Source organism: Phycisphaeraceae bacterium (assembly GCA_040222855.1).
Classification (GTDB): Bacteria; Planctomycetota; Phycisphaerae; order Phycisphaerales; family Phycisphaeraceae; genus Mucisphaera.
This window is the reverse complement of the sequence record JAVKCD010000019.1, coordinates 663,940-681,387: the sequence shown is the minus strand read 5'-3', so window position 1 is coordinate 681,387 and position 17,448 is coordinate 663,940. Positions and strand designations below refer to the sequence as shown.

General features: G+C 60.6%; 11 protein-coding genes. 7 read left to right on the top strand and 4 right to left on the bottom strand.

Annotation, left to right across the window (positions count from 1 at the left end):
* Position 1: 1 nt before the first annotated feature.
* The 3 genes from RIG82_08035 to RIG82_08025 all read right to left on the bottom strand — a co-directional run bounded on the left by RIG82_08035 (position 2) and on the right by RIG82_08025 (position 3,684).
* Positions 2–775: a prepilin-type N-terminal cleavage/methylation domain-containing protein gene (locus tag RIG82_08035; GenBank protein ID MEQ9460886.1), complete on the bottom strand. Its 774-nt coding sequence runs from the start codon at positions 773–775 to the stop codon at positions 2–4.
* A 229-nt stretch (positions 776–1,004) separates the two neighbouring features.
* On the bottom strand, positions 1,005–2,537 hold the full coding sequence (locus RIG82_08030) for a beta-N-acetylhexosaminidase (protein MEQ9460885.1): 1,533 nt from the start codon (positions 2,535–2,537) through the stop codon (positions 1,005–1,007).
* Between the two features lie 16 nt (positions 2,538–2,553).
* Complete coding sequence (locus RIG82_08025) at positions 2,554–3,684, bottom strand: ROK family protein (GenBank protein MEQ9460884.1); 1,131 nt, start codon at positions 3,682–3,684, stop codon at positions 2,554–2,556.
* A 312-nt stretch (positions 3,685–3,996) separates the two neighbouring features.
* On the opposite strand from RIG82_08025, the gene RIG82_08020 reads away from it, so the two are divergent.
* From RIG82_08020 to RIG82_08000, 5 genes are all read left to right on the top strand, one after another.
* The gene (locus RIG82_08020; GenBank protein MEQ9460883.1) at positions 3,997–4,980 is read left to right on the top strand and encodes a hypothetical protein; all 984 of its coding nucleotides are present in this window, start codon (positions 3,997–3,999) and stop codon (positions 4,978–4,980) included.
* A gap of 99 nt (positions 4,981–5,079) precedes the next feature.
* Entirely contained in the window at positions 5,080–6,501 is a 1,422-nt protein-coding gene (locus tag RIG82_08015) for a family 20 glycosylhydrolase (GenBank protein ID MEQ9460882.1), read from the top strand.
* Positions 6,498–8,579 carry a hypothetical protein gene (locus tag RIG82_08010; protein ID MEQ9460881.1) on the top strand — a complete coding sequence of 694 codons (2,082 nt, stop codon included), beginning with the start codon at positions 6,498–6,500 and terminating at the stop codon, positions 8,577–8,579. Before RIG82_08015 ends, RIG82_08010 begins: the two co-directional genes overlap by 4 nt.
* Complete coding sequence (locus tag RIG82_08005) at positions 8,576–9,331, top strand: glucosamine-6-phosphate deaminase (GenBank protein ID MEQ9460880.1); 756 nt, start codon at positions 8,576–8,578, stop codon at positions 9,329–9,331. Before RIG82_08010 ends, RIG82_08005 begins: the two co-directional genes overlap by 4 nt.
* Positions 9,328–10,239 (top strand): hypothetical protein, encoded by a 912-nt coding sequence (locus RIG82_08000; protein ID MEQ9460879.1) that lies wholly within the window; start codon positions 9,328–9,330, stop codon positions 10,237–10,239. The genes RIG82_08005 and RIG82_08000 overlap by 4 nt, the downstream gene beginning before the upstream one ends.
* A 96-nt stretch (positions 10,240–10,335) precedes the next feature.
* On the opposite strand, the gene RIG82_07995 is transcribed toward RIG82_08000, so the two are convergent.
* Complete coding sequence (locus RIG82_07995) at positions 10,336–11,724, bottom strand: GDSL-type esterase/lipase family protein (GenBank protein MEQ9460878.1); 1,389 nt, start codon at positions 11,722–11,724, stop codon at positions 10,336–10,338.
* Between the two features lie 662 nt (positions 11,725–12,386).
* Here RIG82_07995 and RIG82_07990 point away from each other — a divergent pair.
* Together RIG82_07990 and RIG82_07985 are read left to right on the top strand one after the other, a co-directional pair.
* Positions 12,387–14,156, top strand: a complete 1,770-nt coding sequence (locus RIG82_07990; GenBank protein ID MEQ9460877.1) for a glycoside hydrolase family 127 protein — start codon at positions 12,387–12,389, stop codon at positions 14,154–14,156.
* A gap of 398 nt (positions 14,157–14,554) precedes the next feature.
* A complete protein-coding gene (locus tag RIG82_07985; GenBank protein MEQ9460876.1) occupies positions 14,555–17,380 on the top strand; it encodes a glycoside hydrolase family 38 C-terminal domain-containing protein in 2,826 nt (941 codons plus the stop codon).
* Positions 17,381–17,448 lie beyond the last annotated feature (68 nt).

Genomic DNA, 17,448 nt, shown 5'->3' with positions numbered 1-17,448 from the left:
ATTACTGGGGGCCGAAGATGCGATTCTCGAAGTCGCTGTTGACATTGTCCCAGCGGACGATCTTGTCGGTGATATCGTCGGGCTGATAGGAAGCTGCATGACCGTCGGCAAAGAGAAGATCTCCTGAGCCTCGATGCCGTTCAGGGTCTGGCTTTAGGTTGTCTCTGGCGGGCTGGTAAGCGGTTGCGTTCATAGGGGTGTAGTAGTTGATGCGCTGATAGATCCAGCCCGTGGTGAATCTGTGAATCAGTGGCACGGCAGAGTCCCAGAGATGGGCGTACTCTGAAGGGCTGCGAATCTGATCCCAGGTCCTGCCAAAAGGTGCCCTCAAGAGAAGTTCGGTATGAGGAGGGCGGTCGCTTAGGTCGACGTGATTCTCTTCACGGTGCCCGTTGAAAAACAGGTCGCCGTTGTAGGCGTAGCTGCCACCAAAATCAGCTCTTGTCGTGCCATCAGCCGCAGCGTCGGGATGTAATTCAGATTGATCCGCAGGGCAAAACAGCATCGATGATTCGTCACTCGCGATATAGCCGTTGTCTTGCAAGAACGTGCTCCAGCGAATCTGGAAGGCACTAGGCGCAATCACGGTATCTTCAAACTCCATGGCGTAGACACGCATGACCACCCCTACCTGACGAAGGTTGCTGAGACAGGCCATCTGCCTGGCCGTTTCGCGGGCGGCGCCCAGGGCGGGGAGGAGAATGCCGATGAGCAGGGCGATGATCGAGATGACGACCAGCAGTTCGATGAGCGTGAAGCCACGGTTTCGTTGCATGTCTGATTCCTTCGGCGTGCGTCGGTGCGGCGCGGTGGATTGGGCTGGATGAATCATCTGTCCCCGTGGTTTAGATTACCGCCAGATGGGCCGCCGTCAATAGTTCACTCTAAAAGATAATTAAATAATCGGGCCCATGGCTTGCCTGGATTCTGGGCATGTATCTCTTTAAGATATTGCTTTATATGTTTTTATGGCGGAGTAAAGCCCGGTGGGGGTGGCGGGGGCGCTAGGCGTGAAGGGCGGGTCGGGGCGTCGGGTTGCTTGGGAGGGGTTGGTCGGCGGCGTGCCAGCGCTTGAGAAAGCCGTCGTAAGATCGGCCTTGCCTGGGTGACCAGAGGGCTTCGGCGAAGGCCGCGAGACGTGGCATGATCTGGCGCTCGAGCGAGGCTTCATCCGGGGTGTATTCGGTCCAGATGGGGGCTTCGCTGCCGAGGATGAGGTGGTGCTGGTCTTCTTCGAGGCCTTCAGGGAGCGGGTCGAAGTGGTAGATCTTTTCCAGGGGGAGGATGATCATCCAGTCAGGTCGGTTGCGCGCTTCGGTGGCGGTGCTGGGGTAGTCGAGGTAGGTCCACTCGTGGTTTGAGTTGATGGTGGTTCGGCCCAGCCGCGCGGCGGCGGCGGCTTCGCCGGGGAACCACGCGTGGGTGAGCTGGGTTCTCGGTAGGTCGTCCCTCACTTTTTCGGTCCAGGCGATGGTCGGAATGCCGGTGTCTCGTTGAGCGGTCTCGTGCACTCTGGTGAGGAAATGGGTGCGGAGTTCGTCGGTGGTCGTGTAGCCATTGAGGCGCATCAGGTCCTGGCAGCGCGGGCATTTCTGCCAGGCATCCCGGGGGGTTTCGTCACCGCCTATGTGCAGGTATTGGGGATCGAAGACGTCCGCCAACTCTTTGAGGACATCGGCGATGATTTGGTAGACGGCCTCGTTGGCGGCACAGAAGGCTCGGCGGGCGGCGCGGCGGCTCATGGGCTGGCCATCACCCGGGGTGATGATGGTGATGGCCTGGTCCGTGCAGGCAAGTTCGGGATTGGCGGCGAGGGCTGCGTTGCAGTGTCCGGGCATCTCGATTTCAGGGATGACCTCGATCTGCCGTGCTTTGGCGTACGCAACGATCTCGCGCATGTCTGCTTGTGTGTAGTAGCCGCCATAGCGCGTATCGCCTTGTCCGCGCCACGCACCGGTGCTGGTGAGTTGGGGGTGCTTTCGGATCTCGGCGCGCCAGCCCTCATCGTCGGTGAGGTGCCAGTGGAACCGGTTGAGTTTGAGGGAGGCCATGCGGTCGAGGAACCTTTTGATCCAGCTGACGGACTGCATGTGTCTGGCGGAGTCGAGCATCGCCCCGCGCCAGGCGAAGCGTGGATGGTCTTCGATCACACCCGCGGGGAGCGCGGCATGGGTGTCATGCCGGGCAGCCACAACGGCTTGCTTGAGGCTCTGGAGGGCGTAGAAAAGGCCGGTTTCTGTGCCGGCCTGGGCTTTGATAGCGTCCTGCTGGATGGTGATGCGATAGGCTTCCTGGGCGTGGACTTGACCATTCGTGTTGACGGATTCGGCGAGTTGGAAGCTAATCGCAATCGGCTTCTCCGGCGGCGGTGCAGGCGCGAGCGTGTCGAGCCATGCTTCGATCTGCTCACGCAACGCAGGAGGGCACGCTGTCTCGTGCGTGTCCGCGATCTCCAGCCCACGCGCCAGGGCGCATGAGGCACCTTCTGGCCGGAAGGAGGCGACCTGCGGAACAATCGGCATGTAAGGGGTCATCATCAAGGCGATTCATCTTCTAGTCAGCGACCGTTGCCGTCACCTGGCTGGTCGTTCGGAAGGCGGCCTCAATGGCGGCGAGGGCGGCACCGGTTGAGACGCCATGTTCGACGAGCAGCGAGGGATAGACAGTAACGTGTCGATCGGGGACAGGGACGATCTCACGGTTGATAAGGGACTGGAGGTAGTCGATCGCGAGGGGGTTGGTGATGTTGACGTTGCCGCCCAACAGCACCGCAGGCAGGTCGAGAAGATCGGTGGTGGTGATGAGGATGAGGCCGAGGTGGTGCAGGGAGCGCTTAAGGCCTTCGTCGAGTTGCCCGTCGGGCGAGCCGAGCGCGAGGACCTGTTTGGCGGAGAGGGTTTCGATGTCGCCGTGTTGGATGAGCTTGTCGATTTCGCCAGCACCGAAGTGTGCCCCGCGATACAGCTGACCGTTCAGGAAAAGGGAAGAGCCCAGGCCGTGGAGCGTGTAGCGGTCACCGTCCTCTTTAGCATTGATAAGGAAGTAGAGGAAGTCGCCAGCGTCCTTGCCGTGCCCTTGCCTGGCCTCTGCGAGGGCCGCGAAGTTCGAGTCGTTATCAAGGGTGATCGGAGCGGCGAAGCGTTGGCGAAAATGTTCTGCCAACGGCCAACTGCTAAGACCGAAGGGCACCGAGCGGAGCACCATGCCCTGATGAGGATCGATGACGCCCGGCATGCCGATGCCGATACCAAGAAGATTGCCCGCCGGCTCGCCGCGTCGCTCGAGCCAGCTATCGATGCGTTGCTTGAGGCGTTCGGGGAGAAGTTCAAAGGGTTCGAGCATGGCGACGTGGTCGCGGTCGATGACGACGCCTTGGGCGTTGAGCATGACCAAAGACATCCAGTCGGCGTCGATGCCCACGCCTATGACCCAGCCGAAATCGGGATTGACTTCGAGCAGGACCTGCTTTTTGCCGACGCCTGGGCTGTCGAGTTTGCCGCGCTCACGAATAATCTGGCCTTCGATGAGATCGCGGGTGATGTAGGTGACACTCGAACTGCGAAGACCGGTTTTTTCCGTGAGTTGGCGTCGCGAGAGCGGGCCAGTCTCACGGACCAACCCGAGAACCAGGGCGCGGTTCATCGCGGCGGCCGAGGCCTGGTTGATCTTTTGGTGTCCCTGCATGCTGCTCTTCAAGGTGGTTTTACCTCGGGCCATTCTGTATTGGCAGGGTTGCGGCCTGGTCGGTCTTGTAGAATCGATGAGGTTCTACACCGATCCGTGGCGTGGCGTGTTACATTGAAGGAATGTGGTTCCCTGCTTAAGGTACCCCAGTCATTACTCAAGTCAATGAAATAATGACCCGACCCAGACTCAAAGCCTCATCTCGAAATCCCACAAAGCCCTGCTAATACCTGATTTTCAGGGCTTAAATTTATTGTCTCATTTGATGAGTATTTTCTTGGCGCGGGACCTCGGCCTCGCTAACCTGCCTACATGAAGATGTTCACAGTATCTGTTCTTGTCGCGGTTCTTCTGGCCTCTCTGGTGATTCTTCCAGCTTCACCATCACGGGCCGAGCCCGTGGAGCGACCGATTCAAGGGCTCTGGGTCTGGCACTCAGAGTGGTACGTCGATGACGACTACCGGGCCGAGATGCTCCAGTTTGCCCAGGATCACCATTACAACCTGCTGATGGTGCAGGTGCACCTGAATGAATCCAGCGGGAAGCCGGAGCTAGAGTTTCCCGCCGAGTTTCGGACGCTGATCATCGAGGCGTCCGAACTGGGGATCTCGGTCGAGGCCCTTGATGGTGCCAAGGACATGGCGATGCAGCGCAACTGGCCCAGGACGTTCGCGATCCTCGACCTAATCCTGGATTTCAACGCGTCCCTGCCCGAGGGCTCGAAGCTGGCCGGAATCCATTACGACATCGAGCCGTACATCAAGCCCGCCTGGCGCGAAAGCCAGGCCGTCCGAAATCAGATCATGCTGGACCTGCTGGCCTACTTCGATCAGGCCAAGGCGCGCATCGAGGCGTCACAGCAGAACCTGACCCTCGCCGCAGACATCCCCTTCTGGTACGACAGCAAGACCGAGGAGGGCGACAGCTGCATCATCACCTATCGAGGCGAAACCAAGAACCTGCACAAGCACATCCAGGACCTCTGCGACTACATCGGCATCATGTCCTACCGCCAGCGGGCGACCGGCTCCAACAGCGTGACGTCCGTGGTTGAGAACGAGCTGGACTACGCCGAGGAGATCGGCAAGTTCATCCTGGCGTCACTGGAAACGGTGGAACTGACGGACACACCGCAGATCACCTTCTATTCGCTGGGTCCGGATGCTTTCTGGGACACCCATCACGAGGTCGTCCGGACGCTCGAGGGCCGGCCGGGCTTTGGCGGAATGCTCTCCCACAGCTATCGTGGCATGCGTGACCTGCACGGCATGAGCCCGTTCGTCCGGCGTCGATAAAACACAACTTCCGGACGTCGTTGGATTGATTTGAAGATGAGCGATTGGCCCGGTCTATGCCAAGCGCCGCCGCGTAAGTGAGTTTCTATGATCGGCTTCATGCTCGATAGCGCGCGGCTGCTGGAGTCTCGCAGCTACTACCTGCACTTCATCGACTTCATGGCAGACATGGGCTGCGACACCCTGCTCTGGCATTTCACCGACGACCAGGGGTGTTCGCTGAGATTTGATTCTCTGCCTGAGGCAGCGTCTCCAAACGCCTACACCAAAGATGAACTGCGAGACCTGCTGGCGCATGCAAAGCACCGCGGAATCACGGTCATCCCGGAACTGGAAACGCTGGGCCACACGCGATACATCACCCGAGCGCGGGCCGACCTGGCCGAGCTGTCTGAGAACAACGAGGTGTTCACCTCGCTCTGCCCAGTGCATCCCAAGTCACGCGAGGTCGTGGGCGGCCTGATCGATGAGGTCTGCGAGCTGTTCGACAGCGAGCTGGTCCACGCGGGTCTGGACGAGGTGAACTTCGGGACGCATCCTATGACCCAGGCGGCTCTGACCTCATCGACGGCCAGCGAACTGTTTATTGATTACATCCGATTCGTACACGGCCGTCTGGCTAAGCACGGCAAGCGGATGATGATGTGGGGGGACCACCTGCTCAAGGACCCGAAGATCGCAGAGGCGATCCCGAAAGACATACTGGTGGCCAACTGGCAGTACACCGCAGTGGTGCCTCCGGAGACGACGCCAAAGCTGCAGGGATACGGCTTTGACGTGGTGAACTGCCCAGCGATGATCTCCTACGACCAGCCGCTGGCACCGGGAGAGAGCTTCGCGCTGAGGAACCTCCGAGATACAGCGCGGCACGCGCAGACGCATCAGACCAAGGGCATCATCACGACAATCTGGACTTCGCAGCGGTTCCTGCCCGAGTCCTTGTGGCCTTCAGCGGCCTACGCGGCGGAACTAATGACCAGGGGGCCCGACATCACGCTGGCCGATTCGCTCCGGCGCTTTTTTGAGCGGCGGCTCAATTCAGAAGTTTCAAGCGGTTGGATCGACGCACTCGGTGAGCTGCACCGGGTCATGCCGATGCGCAACCCATGGGTTGCTGCCCTACGTCTGGAGCTGGATAAGCGGCTAGACGGCATCAATCTGGCGAAGCAGGCTCGAGAGGCGAAGGCGATCTACGACGCCCTGCTGCGTCATCGGCCGGATACCAAAGTAGAGGATGGCTCCTGTCGGGCGGTGCTGTTGATGACCGAACTACACGCGCATGCATGGGAGCGAGCCGCGTCGATGCAGAAGGTGACTATCGATGCAGACCTGCTGACCGTCAGCGAGTCGCTTGGCCTGCGGCTATCGGCGTGCTGGGACGAAGACCGCTTCGCGGACGATCCTCGCAAGTGGCAGCCGGTGTTTCCTTTTGATCGCGATGACCACCTGTTGATCGCGTTTGACCACGGCACAAGACAACTTCGTGACGCACTGGCGGCGAAGTCTAGGGGCTCGACTTGAATCTGCATGTCATCGATCTGCTGATCATCTTTGGCCTGATGGCGCTGGTCCTGGGAGCGGCGTTGTACACACGCCGGTACACCCACAGCGTGGCGGATTTTCTGTCGGCCAATCGTTGCGCCGGGCGTTACATGCTCACGCTCGCCGGCGGCATCGCGGGACTGGGGGCGATCTCGATCGTCGCGATGTGGGAGCAGTACTACCAGGCGGGCTTCGCCGGGCTTCACTGGGGATCGATGCTGGCCCCGCTCGGGCTGATCCTGGCACTGTCGGGCTGGGTGATCTACCGCTACCGCGAAACACGGGCGCTGACGCTGGCTCAGTTTCTCGAACGCCGTTATTCCCGGCGGTTCCGAGTGTTCGCCGGCACGCTGGCCTGGATCGCCGGCGTGTTGAACTACGGCATCTTCCCTGCGGTCACCGGTCGGTTCCTGATCTATTTTCTGGGTCTGCCCAAATACATCGTCGAGGTGCCGGGCATCGGGCTGGAGCTGAATCTCACGCTTGGTCTGGTGATGGGCGTCGTGCTCGGGATGGCGCTGCTGGTCACCCTCAATGGCGGGCAAATCGCCGTGATGGCGAGCGATTTCATCCAGGCTCAGGCCAGCAACATCGTCTTTCTCATCCTGCTCGGGGTGATGCTCTATCTCTTCCCTTGGTCGGTGATCATCGAGACGCTCTCACAGGCGCCCAAGGGCGAGAGCAAGATCAATCCGTTTGATCAGGGCGAGCTGCCCGACTTCAACCCGTGGTTCTTCTTTATCCAAGGCTATCTGTACATCTACACGTTCATGGTCTGGCAGGGGAGCCAGGGCTACAACAGCTCCGCGCGGTCACCTCACGAGGCGAAGATGGCCGGCATCCTCGGCCAGTTCCGAGCAGGCGTGACGTTCATGCTGATCCCGCTCGCAGCGGTGTGTGCGTATGTCCTGATGCACGCACCGGCTTACGAAGAGGCCGCTGCTTCAGCCCAAGCGACGCTCGATGCCATCGGCGACCCGCAGATCGCCAAGCAGATGACCACGACAGTGGCCCTGGCCGAGGTGCTGCCGGTTGGAATGATGGGGATGCTCGCGGCGGTGATGCTCATGGCCGCGCTGAGCACGGACTCGACCTACATGCACTCATGGGGATCCATCTTCGTCCAGGATGTCTACCTGCCCTACCACCAGCTGCGGAAGGGCCGCAACGCCCGGCTCGATCCCAAGCACCACCTGAGGCTTCTTCGCTGGAGCATTTTCGGGATCGCCGTGTTCGCCTGGTGCTTCAGCATGGTGTTTCCACTGCGTGAATACATCGCGATGTATTTTGCAGTGACCGGTGCCATCTTCACCGGGGGAGCTGGGGCCGTGCTCATCGGCGGGCTCTACTGGGCAAGGGGCACCGTCACGGGGGCCTGGGCCGCGATGTTTGTGGGCTGCGGTCTGGCCGTAACAGGCGCACTGACGGTGAACTTGTTCTGGCCTGAGGGTGTGCCCTATCTCAAGAGCACGTTCACGGACACCGCCTGGGTCCAGAACCTGCCCGATGCGTTCTGGCTCAACGGCATCCAGATGGCGTTCGTGGCGTCGGTCGCGGCGGTAGGCGCTTATATCGTCGGGTCGCTGATGTCGGAAGACCCCGAGTTGGACATGGACAAACTACTGCACCGGGGCGAACACCAGGCGAAGGCGGCGGAAGGGGTCGATCACATCGCCCCACCGGCCCGTGGCTGGCGAGCCTTAGGTTTCACCCCGGAGTTCACCCTCGGCGACAAAGTGATCTACTGCATGAAGCTGGCCTATGTGCTCTTCTTCTTCATCACGTTCGTTGTCTTCACGGTGTGGAACCTCTGGTCGCCGTGGGAGGACCAGAGCTGGGTCAACTGGTGGTGGTTCCAGCTCGTGTTCATCGGCACGGTCGGCGGGATCTGCACGGTCTGGTTCATCATTGGCGGGATTCTTGACTGGCGCAAGATGTTCCGGCTACTGGCTTCGATCGAACGCGATGCCGACGACGACGGAACCGTGACCGTGCACCTGGGACAGGCCAGGGCCGACATGAACGAAGCCGATCAATCCGAGAAGAAGGTGCCATGATGGAGGTCCTGATCCGTGAAGACAAAGCGACACTCGGCCGCGAAGCGGCGACGCAGGGTGCTTCTCTCGTCCGTGCAGCCCTGACCGAGCGCGGCGAGGCCAGCATCATCGTCGCAACGGGCGCCAGCCAGTTCGCGACCCTCGAAGCCCTCGTGGGGGCTAAAGACCTGGACTGGTCGCGCGTGACAGTGTTTCACCTGGACGAATACCTTGGGTTGCCGATCACACACCCGGCGTCCTTCCGGCTCTACCTCTGGGATCGCTTTCTGAGACAGCTGCCCATGCCGGTTCGGGCGTTCCACGCGATCGATGGGAATGCCAAGGCCTCGGCTGAAACCCACCGGCTAAACCGAATCATCGCGGAGCACACCATCGATGTGGCCTTTGTCGGCATCGGCGAAAACGCGCACCTGGCATTCAACGACCCCCCGGCCGATTTTGAGTCCACAGCTGCGTTCATGGCCGTAGAACTCGACGAGGCCTGTCGTCGTCAGCAACTGGGCGAGGGATGGTTCGGGACGCTCGAAGATGTCCCGACGCACGCGATCACAATGAGCGTGCCCGAGATCATGCGCAGCCGTCACATCATCTGCTCGGTGCCGGATGAGCGCAAGGCAGAAGCGGTAAAGGGATCTCTGGAAGGGCCCGTGACAGCCGAGATTCCGGCTTCGATCCTGCAGCGGCATCCGAGTTGCTGGCTGTATCTTGATACGCCTGCTGCTTCGAGGCTTTCGGGATCGAGCGTGCGATGAATCGCCTGATCGATCTACAGGTCAACGGCTACGCCGGCATCGACTTCAACGCCGATGAGCTATCGGCCAAAGACCTCCGCCGAGCTTGCGAGTTGATGCACCAAGACGGCATCGACGCCATGCTCGCGACGATCATCACGGACGACCTGTCGTCGATGGTGTGTAAGCTGGCTCGGATCGTCGAGCTCCGCGAGCAAGACGAACTGATCGCCTCGGTCATCACCGGCCTACACATCGAGGGACCCTTCATCAGCCCGAAGGATGGGTATCGAGGGGCTCATCCGCTGGATGCAGTGCGAGAAGCCAGCCTTGAGGATGCATCAGCTCTATTCGATGCGGCGGGCGGGCTGCTGCGGATCTTCACGCTCGCGCCTGAGCAGGATGCGGGCGCGGCCGTGACCCGATGGCTGTCCGATCGGCGGGTCGTGGTGTCAGCAGGCCACACAAATGCGGATGGTCAGACACTCGACCGCGCGATCGATGGCGGCCTATCGATGGTGACACATCTCGGCAATGGATGCCCGGTTGAGCTGCCCAGGCACGACAATGTGATTCAGCGTTTGCTCGCGCGGGCGGATCATCTGCTCATTGGGTTCATTGCAGACGGGATTCATGTCCCAGCGTTCGCACTAAAAAACTACATCGCCGCAGCGGGTCACAAGCAGTGTTTTATCGTGAGTGACGCAAGCGCCCCGGCCGGAATGGGACCGGGCCGCTACAGCCTGGGGCGACTGCAACTCGACGTAAAGGATGACCTGACCGTTCGGCTGCCTGGCACCGGACAGCTCGCGGGTTCGGCGATGCCCATGCGGGGCGCAATCGAAATCTTGCGACAGCATGTCGGGCTTTCCGACGATGCGATCGAGTGCATGATGAATACCAACCCAAGAGCCGTTATCAACTCCTAGATCAAGACCTGTCCTGCGCGACCAGCCCCTCAGCCCACACAGATTCGTTATGCAGAACGGTGTCTAAACACAACCAGATCGCACGAAAGGGCTCCTCTATCTCGGCAGTAACCTGAGCGGTGCATACTCCCCATGGCTATGAAACCGTGTCTGTAATAATCGGGGGTACATCGAGAGCTCCGGATGATCCAGGTATCGACTGTAGTTGTAGCGACCAATCAGCATTCGCCAGGACTGACCCGGCGCAAGCGGGACACCCTGAGCCGCGAGCTCCTCTCGCGGGATGGCGAACTCGGCGGTCCAGTTGTTGTCGTGATCACGCCAGGCGTTGAGCGTCCCCGTGATCTGGGCGCCGACACGCAGATTCGACTGATAGGTATACGCACTAGGCAAAGGGAGACGACCTGACCCCGGGAAGAAAAAAGCGGATCGTCGACCATTAGGCGTCGCATACAGCTCCCAATACCACGTTGCCGAGTCAGGCTTGAGGAAGACCTCGACCACATCACCGGTTTTGAAGTGCATCTGCTGATCTTCATCGCTCTCCTGAACGATATCGCTGTCGGTTAAAAACACACCGACATAGAGATAGTCATCGTCATAAGCCAGGCGAACCTCGCCGCCTTCCTGAACGCTGCCCGGCCGATCAGCCTGGTCGTGACCAAGGTCCAGCCGATACACCGGCGCTTCCTGCCAGACCGGCTCATCGAGCTTGCCATCTATCTCAACCGCAGTCCCTGTTGGCACCGCGTGCATGTCTCGTTTGGCTGTCGCGGCCGATCGATCTGATTGTGAACTGATCCCATCAATCACAGCGATCGCGCCTTTGACACGATCCGTCCACACCTCATAGAGCGCATCGGTCAGGTGCAGGCCATCGCGAAATGCATCTGGATCAGGACGCCCCTGTTCATCAAGCACGGTCTGCGTGATATCAAGATAGACAAGCCGTTCATCATCGGCACAGACCTCGGCCATCAGAGCGTTGGCCCTGGCCATCTCCGGCCAACTGTCCCAACGGCTGACACTTGGCTTGATGGGAAGCAGAACAACGTAGGCGTCAGGAAGCACTTCATGCACCCTCTGCACAAACAAACGATAGTTCTGAGCAACATCAATCGGCAGTTGCCCTTCAGCCACGTCGTTGTCCCCGCTGTAGAAGACAATCAACCTCGGCCGGTGGGGCAAGACAAGACCATCAAAGTGCTCCAATACATCCGGAATCGTTGACCCACCAAAACCACGGTTGATGGTGATCTCATCTGGGAAAAGACGCTCTGTCTCCCAACCCTTAATGGTTGAGCTGCCCAAAAACAGGATGGCACCTTCAGGCGAGCCCTGCTTCGCATCCTCGGCCTTGAATCGGTCAATCTCGACTTGCCACCTCGAAGGCTCGGACGAACGGCGCGCAGACTCTTGAGCTGAAGCAAAAAGACCGGAAGACAACAAGAGTAACGCCGCAATTACGACAGAAAACAGGTTCACAAGAAACTCCAATCATTAAGTCCAACGTCTGTGCCGGAGGCCGGGCGCTATTGAGATGCCTCCATTAAACCTCTGAACTCACTTAGGCACCAACGTGGTCACCGGATCAGGCAACCTCGGGCTCGAATCTGCCTCCATCCGTGTAACGTAAAAGCTTTGTGCTGCCTGTGCCACACCATGTTTCGCTTGGCATTGGTGTATCCACGCCGCATGATGCCTGAACGGATACTGCCTGGCTGGATAGACGTTCGATCGTTCCTCAATCGCCACACCCACCATCCCGAAAAACCCGACCCACCCAGGCCGACTCCTGTCTCGAGGAGATGCCCAGGCTCATCGTGGAACCAGGCGTCACGCTCTGCCTCGAAGGGCAACGGGTGCCGACCGCCAAAAATAAAAACGCTCCCTCAAGACCCTCTCAGGACAGACCAAGCGCTCAACCCCAACCCGTCTCAAACCGCTCACGACTCAACCCAGTCTCATCTCAGCATCAAGTAACGCGTCGTGCGCACAAACCTGTCACGACCCCCTCGATGACCAGCATCGCGCGCACAAAGCAACGCACTTCACCCCCATCCAACCACGTTTGATTGACGACTTCACCGACTTTCAATCACGTTCCCCCTCGTTCCGCAGCGCGAAATACGCTATACGAGGCACCCATGCACGACATCCGCGATCTCATCAATCAGTCAACCCCATGGTTCACCAGCAACACCCTCGGACTCCCCGACAACTGCCCCACCCGCTATAAACTCTCCGGCGAACTGGGTTACCGTCTCAAACGCTCCATCGACCGCATCGAAAACCAGCTCCCCTACTCCACTCAATACCTCCTCACCCAGGTCTCCGCACAAAAAGGAAACTGGTCCAACTTCCCCAGATTCCACGGCGACATCGTCGGCCGCTGGACCCTCGCCGAAACACACACCCACGCCGCATGCGCACAACCCCCAATAATCCTCGCCGACCTCGTCCGCGACCTCATCCAGCTCCAGAACGATGACGGCAGCTTCGGCTCCCTCGCCTGGTCCGATGAGCCCCTCAACCCCGAAAAAGCCTACGGAAACGGCTGGACCATCAAAGCTCTGGCCCAGTACGCCCTCACCTTCAAAGACGACGCTGTCACCAAAGCCGCCCACCGCCTCGGCGAGTGCTACCTCGCCATGGCGCCCGCATGGTTCGACTCCGACGATGGCGAAGACATCACCCGCGGCTACGCCTCCACCATCAGTTGCTTCTACCACGCACTCGATGGCGTCATGACCATGCACCGCCTCACCGCCGACCCTCGCTATCTCGATCTCGCCCGAGAGATGGCCAAACGCATCACCCCACTCAACGAGGCCGACCACTCCCACATGTACCTCATGATCCGCAGAGGCCTACTCGCCCTCTACCAGCAAACCAATGACCAGGCCGGTATCGCCGAGCTCGAACGAGAACTCGACCGCTTCAACGACCAATGGGTCATGGAAACAGGCGGGATCCCCGAGCGACTCGTCAAACCCGATGAGAACTGGACCCTCCAGGACGAAGCCTGCTCCCTCTTCGACTGGAACATGCTCACCCTCGCCATGCACGCCGAAACCGGCAACGATCGCTGGCTCCGCAGGGCCATCCTCAACCTCGAAAACAACATCTTCTACAACCAGAACTACAACGGCGGGTTCTGCAGCGTTGAGATCGAGCACGGCTACCCCCAGATGGGCAAAGAAGCCCCCTGGTGCTGCTCGGTCTTCGGCCCCTACGGCCTCATCGCTGGCGCCGCTTACCTGGTCACGCGGAGAGACAAGCACACCCTCAACATCCACCACGCCGTGTCCGGAACCTTCGTCTTTGGCGACCAGCAGGTCGAAATCCACCGTGACGACGAGCACCAGCAGCTCAGGATCGACCTCACCGCCGCCCCCGCGATCACAACCCTCCGCATCGCCACCCCCCACTGGCTCGCCTGGACCGACGCCACAAGCCCCACGCCAACCACAGAAAACATTGAGTTTCGTGAAGTATCGATAGGCGCCGACCGCGTTCTATCCTTGCCTTATCGCTACCGCGTCTGGCCCGCTCAGCCCCGCGTCGCCCCAACCTGGCACCCCGCCGCAGCCGTCGGCGAAGAAGTCATCCTCTTCGCCGGACCGTGGCTCCTCAACCACCGCCACCAACCCAAACCCAACCAACCCCCCATCGGCCTCTACACCCAACCAACGGCCGGTTTCATGGATCCTCCCCGCATGGAGCACATCCTCGGACTCCCCAGCTCCGGCGAAGGTTTTCTGGTCGCTTTTCGCACCGATCTCGCCCCCGAACCCATCACCACCTTCCGCTGGCCCGATCAGGACGAGCGCGACATCTTTCTCTACCCCCTCAAAGAGCGCGAATCCCCCGCCCACGGCAACTCCGCCATCCGACTCCTGGGCCACGAAGCGTGACTCAGCGGTAAGAATCGCATTACCCTCAACTTACAACCATCCATACCCTTCCGGATCAGCGCCCAGCAGAGCCGGAACGTCGCCTCGAGCCCCGAACAACGACTGGGCATCCCCAGGCCTGACTACGACAGGCCGCCCGACGCGGCAGAAAATCCCGCCTCCGCACCACCAAAACCGTGACCGAAGCCTTCAGGCCGCCCTGTGCGGGAAAAAGGGCAGAGCAATCCCTTTGCATCTGCCATAAGTCAGCGGTACTCTTTGGGGCGTCAGACCCCGTTTTTTGGTTCGAGACGGCCGATCTTGGAGCTTCTGCTTCCCGGGCGGCCCCAGGACGGCCGGGTCAGACATGATCGCGTATCTGTATAGCCAGTGGCATCCAGTGCCCCAGAGAGGTAATCGTGGGCGTAAAAAGCAACTCTAAGACGTTCGCCTGGCCTGCCTTTTCGCGGCAACGCGTCTCGGCACGCGGCACGCGATCGGCGCTCTATGTTCTCAGCAGTCACTGGGATCGTGAGTGGTACCAGACATTTGAGAACTTCCGGCACAAGCTGGTCCTGATGATGGATCACATCCTCGACAGTCAGGAGTCCGGCACACTGACCGGCCCGTTCTACTGCGACGGCCAGGCGATCATTCTCGAAGACTACCTGGAGGTCCGCCCGCAAGAGACCGAGCGCGTCAAAGCGAGTCTGCGCGATGGTCGCCTGGTCGCCGGGCCGTGGTATGTGCTCCCCGATGAGTTCTTGGTCAGTGGCGAGTCGCTGATCCGCAACCTGGAGATGGGGCGTGAACTGGTCACCAAGCTCGGCGGGACACCGTCGAACTGTGGATTCCTCTGCGACCTCTTCGGTCACAACAGCCAGATGCCCCAGATCCTCACCAGCTTCGGCGTGGAGGTCGCCTACATCTGGCGTGGCCTAAACCATCACGAGAACCGGACGCTGTGGTGGACCGGCGCCGATGGCACGCGCATCCCGTCGTTTCGATTCGGCACCAATGGTTACTGGGGCTACGCGGTCAACGTCCGCAGCCACTGCGAGGATGAAGCACAGGTCGATGCCAAGCTCAAGCTCGATGAACGGCTCTGGAGCTTCCTCGACAAGGAAGCGGCGGTCACCGAGATCGACCCGGTGTTGCTGTTTGACGGTGCGGACCACGCAGGCTTCGATGCGCCGGCGTACACCGCGTTGCGCGTGCACGCTGATGAAGCGCCCGATCACGGCTACAACATCCGCCACGTCTCACTCGATGAGCACGCCGCAGAACTACTCAAGCAGACCGACCGCATTAAAGCGGAGGTCTCCGGCGAGCTGATCGATCCCGCGCGGCTGCCTTTCGACGTTGATCAGCAGAGCCTGACCGGCGGCACGCTCGCCAGCAGGGTCCCGCTCAAGCTCGCGAACGCCCGATGTGAATGGTTGCTGACCCGATGGGCCGAGCCTGCGGCGGCGCTCGCCACAACACTGCTTGGTGAACGCTCTGCCGAAGATTTCCTCCGTCAGGCCTGGCGTCATCTCATCCAGAATCACCCACACGATTCGATCTGCGGGTGCAGCATCGATCGTGTCCACCAGGACATGATTTATCGCTTCCATCAGTGCGAGGACATCGCCGAACGCATCACCCAGTCCGCTCTGACCCGCCTGGCCGAAGCGGCGACCAAGCCAATACCTGCTCAGCAACATCAGTCTCGGCTTGTGGTCTTCAACCCGCTGCCCCGCGTACTCGATGGCGTGATCGATATCGAGGCGGACCTGCCGGTTTGGCCTGAAACAACAGGGAATGGCCAGCCTTCCAAGGAGCCCGTCGTTACGGCGGAGCCCTACGACGAGGCGGGTGAACCGCTGGCCTATCAGCCCCGGCTGCTTCATGGCCCTGAGCGTCGGTTGGAGGTTCATCCCATCCGGGCGCCCCGTCCGTACCAGGCGATGCGGTATGGATTCAGCCTCCCGCTGGAGATTCCGGCGTTGGGCTGGCGATCCATCAGCCTCAAGCAGAGCTCGCGCAAATGGATCCCCTCGGATCGCTCTACATCGCTTGTCGTTGACGGGCGGACGCTGGAGAACCAATCGCTCCGTGCCGTGGTGCAGGCTGATGGCACGATCGAGCTCACGCATCTTGAGACCGGCCAGGCTTACAGCAGGTTGCTGGCGCTCGAAGATGGTGCCGACATCGGCGACGGCTGGCGCTACGTCGCTCCAGCGAATGACAGCCTCTCGGTCTCGGGCGGAGCGAAGACCAGTGTCCGTGTGCTCGATGAGGGCCCGTATCTCGGGCGATTGGAGACCCGTTGCCAGCTCGATGTGCCCGCTCGCTACGACGGTGCTACGCAAGCCCGCTCGACCCAGATGGTGTCGCTGGAAGTGATCCACCGTGTCGCGCTGCGCCGTGATGCGGACTGGCTTGAAGTCGAGACCGAGGTCCGCAACAACGCTTGTGATCACCGTTTGCGAGTGCTGATACCAACGGGTGCTACGGCCGACACGTACTGGTGTGATTCGCCCTTTGATGTTGTTCAGCGATCCATCAAGCTCGCCGAAGATCACGCGACCTGGCGTGAGCCCGAGCTTGAGTCGAAGCCGCAGCAGTCGTGGACAGCCGCGTGCGATCAGCAGCGCGGGCTCGTGGTCATCAGCCGGGGGCTGAGGGAGACCGCAGTGCTCGATCGACCGGATCGCGCCATCGCTTTGACCCTCCTGCGGGCCACGCAGAAGACGGTCTTCACCGATGGCGAATCTGGCGGGCAACTCGCTGGCACGCACACGTTCCATTACTGGATACAGCCAATCGCCAAGCGGCCCGACCCTTCGTCACTCCACGATCTCGCGACGCTGCTGAACGCGGGCGTCCGATCGGTCAGCCTGCTGCCCGGGATGATCGAGCGGTCCCGCGTGGGGCGACAGCCGGGGCCCGCTCTGCCTCCAACAGCGGGCAGCCTGGAGATCACCGGCCCCGCGTGCCTGACCGCGATGCGGTTCAAGGGTGACCACATGGAAATCAGGCTCTTCAACCCGCTCGACACGTCCTGCGAGGCCGGATTGCGGCCGCACGCCAGCAGTCCGATCCGGTTCAGCCCGGGCCAGAGCAGAATCATCTCTCTCGCCGGTGAGGACCTGGGCCCGCTGTCTGAGGTCAGCGGGTGGCTTTTGGTCACGCTAGGCCCCAAGCAGGTCCTGACACTCCGCATCGCCACGGAGCGAGGGGATTCCGCTGACCTGTCCTAATGACCAAGACAGATCGCTTGCCTGAGTTCGCTGGGCGATCTCGCCTTTTCCGGGCAGGCCGAAGACTG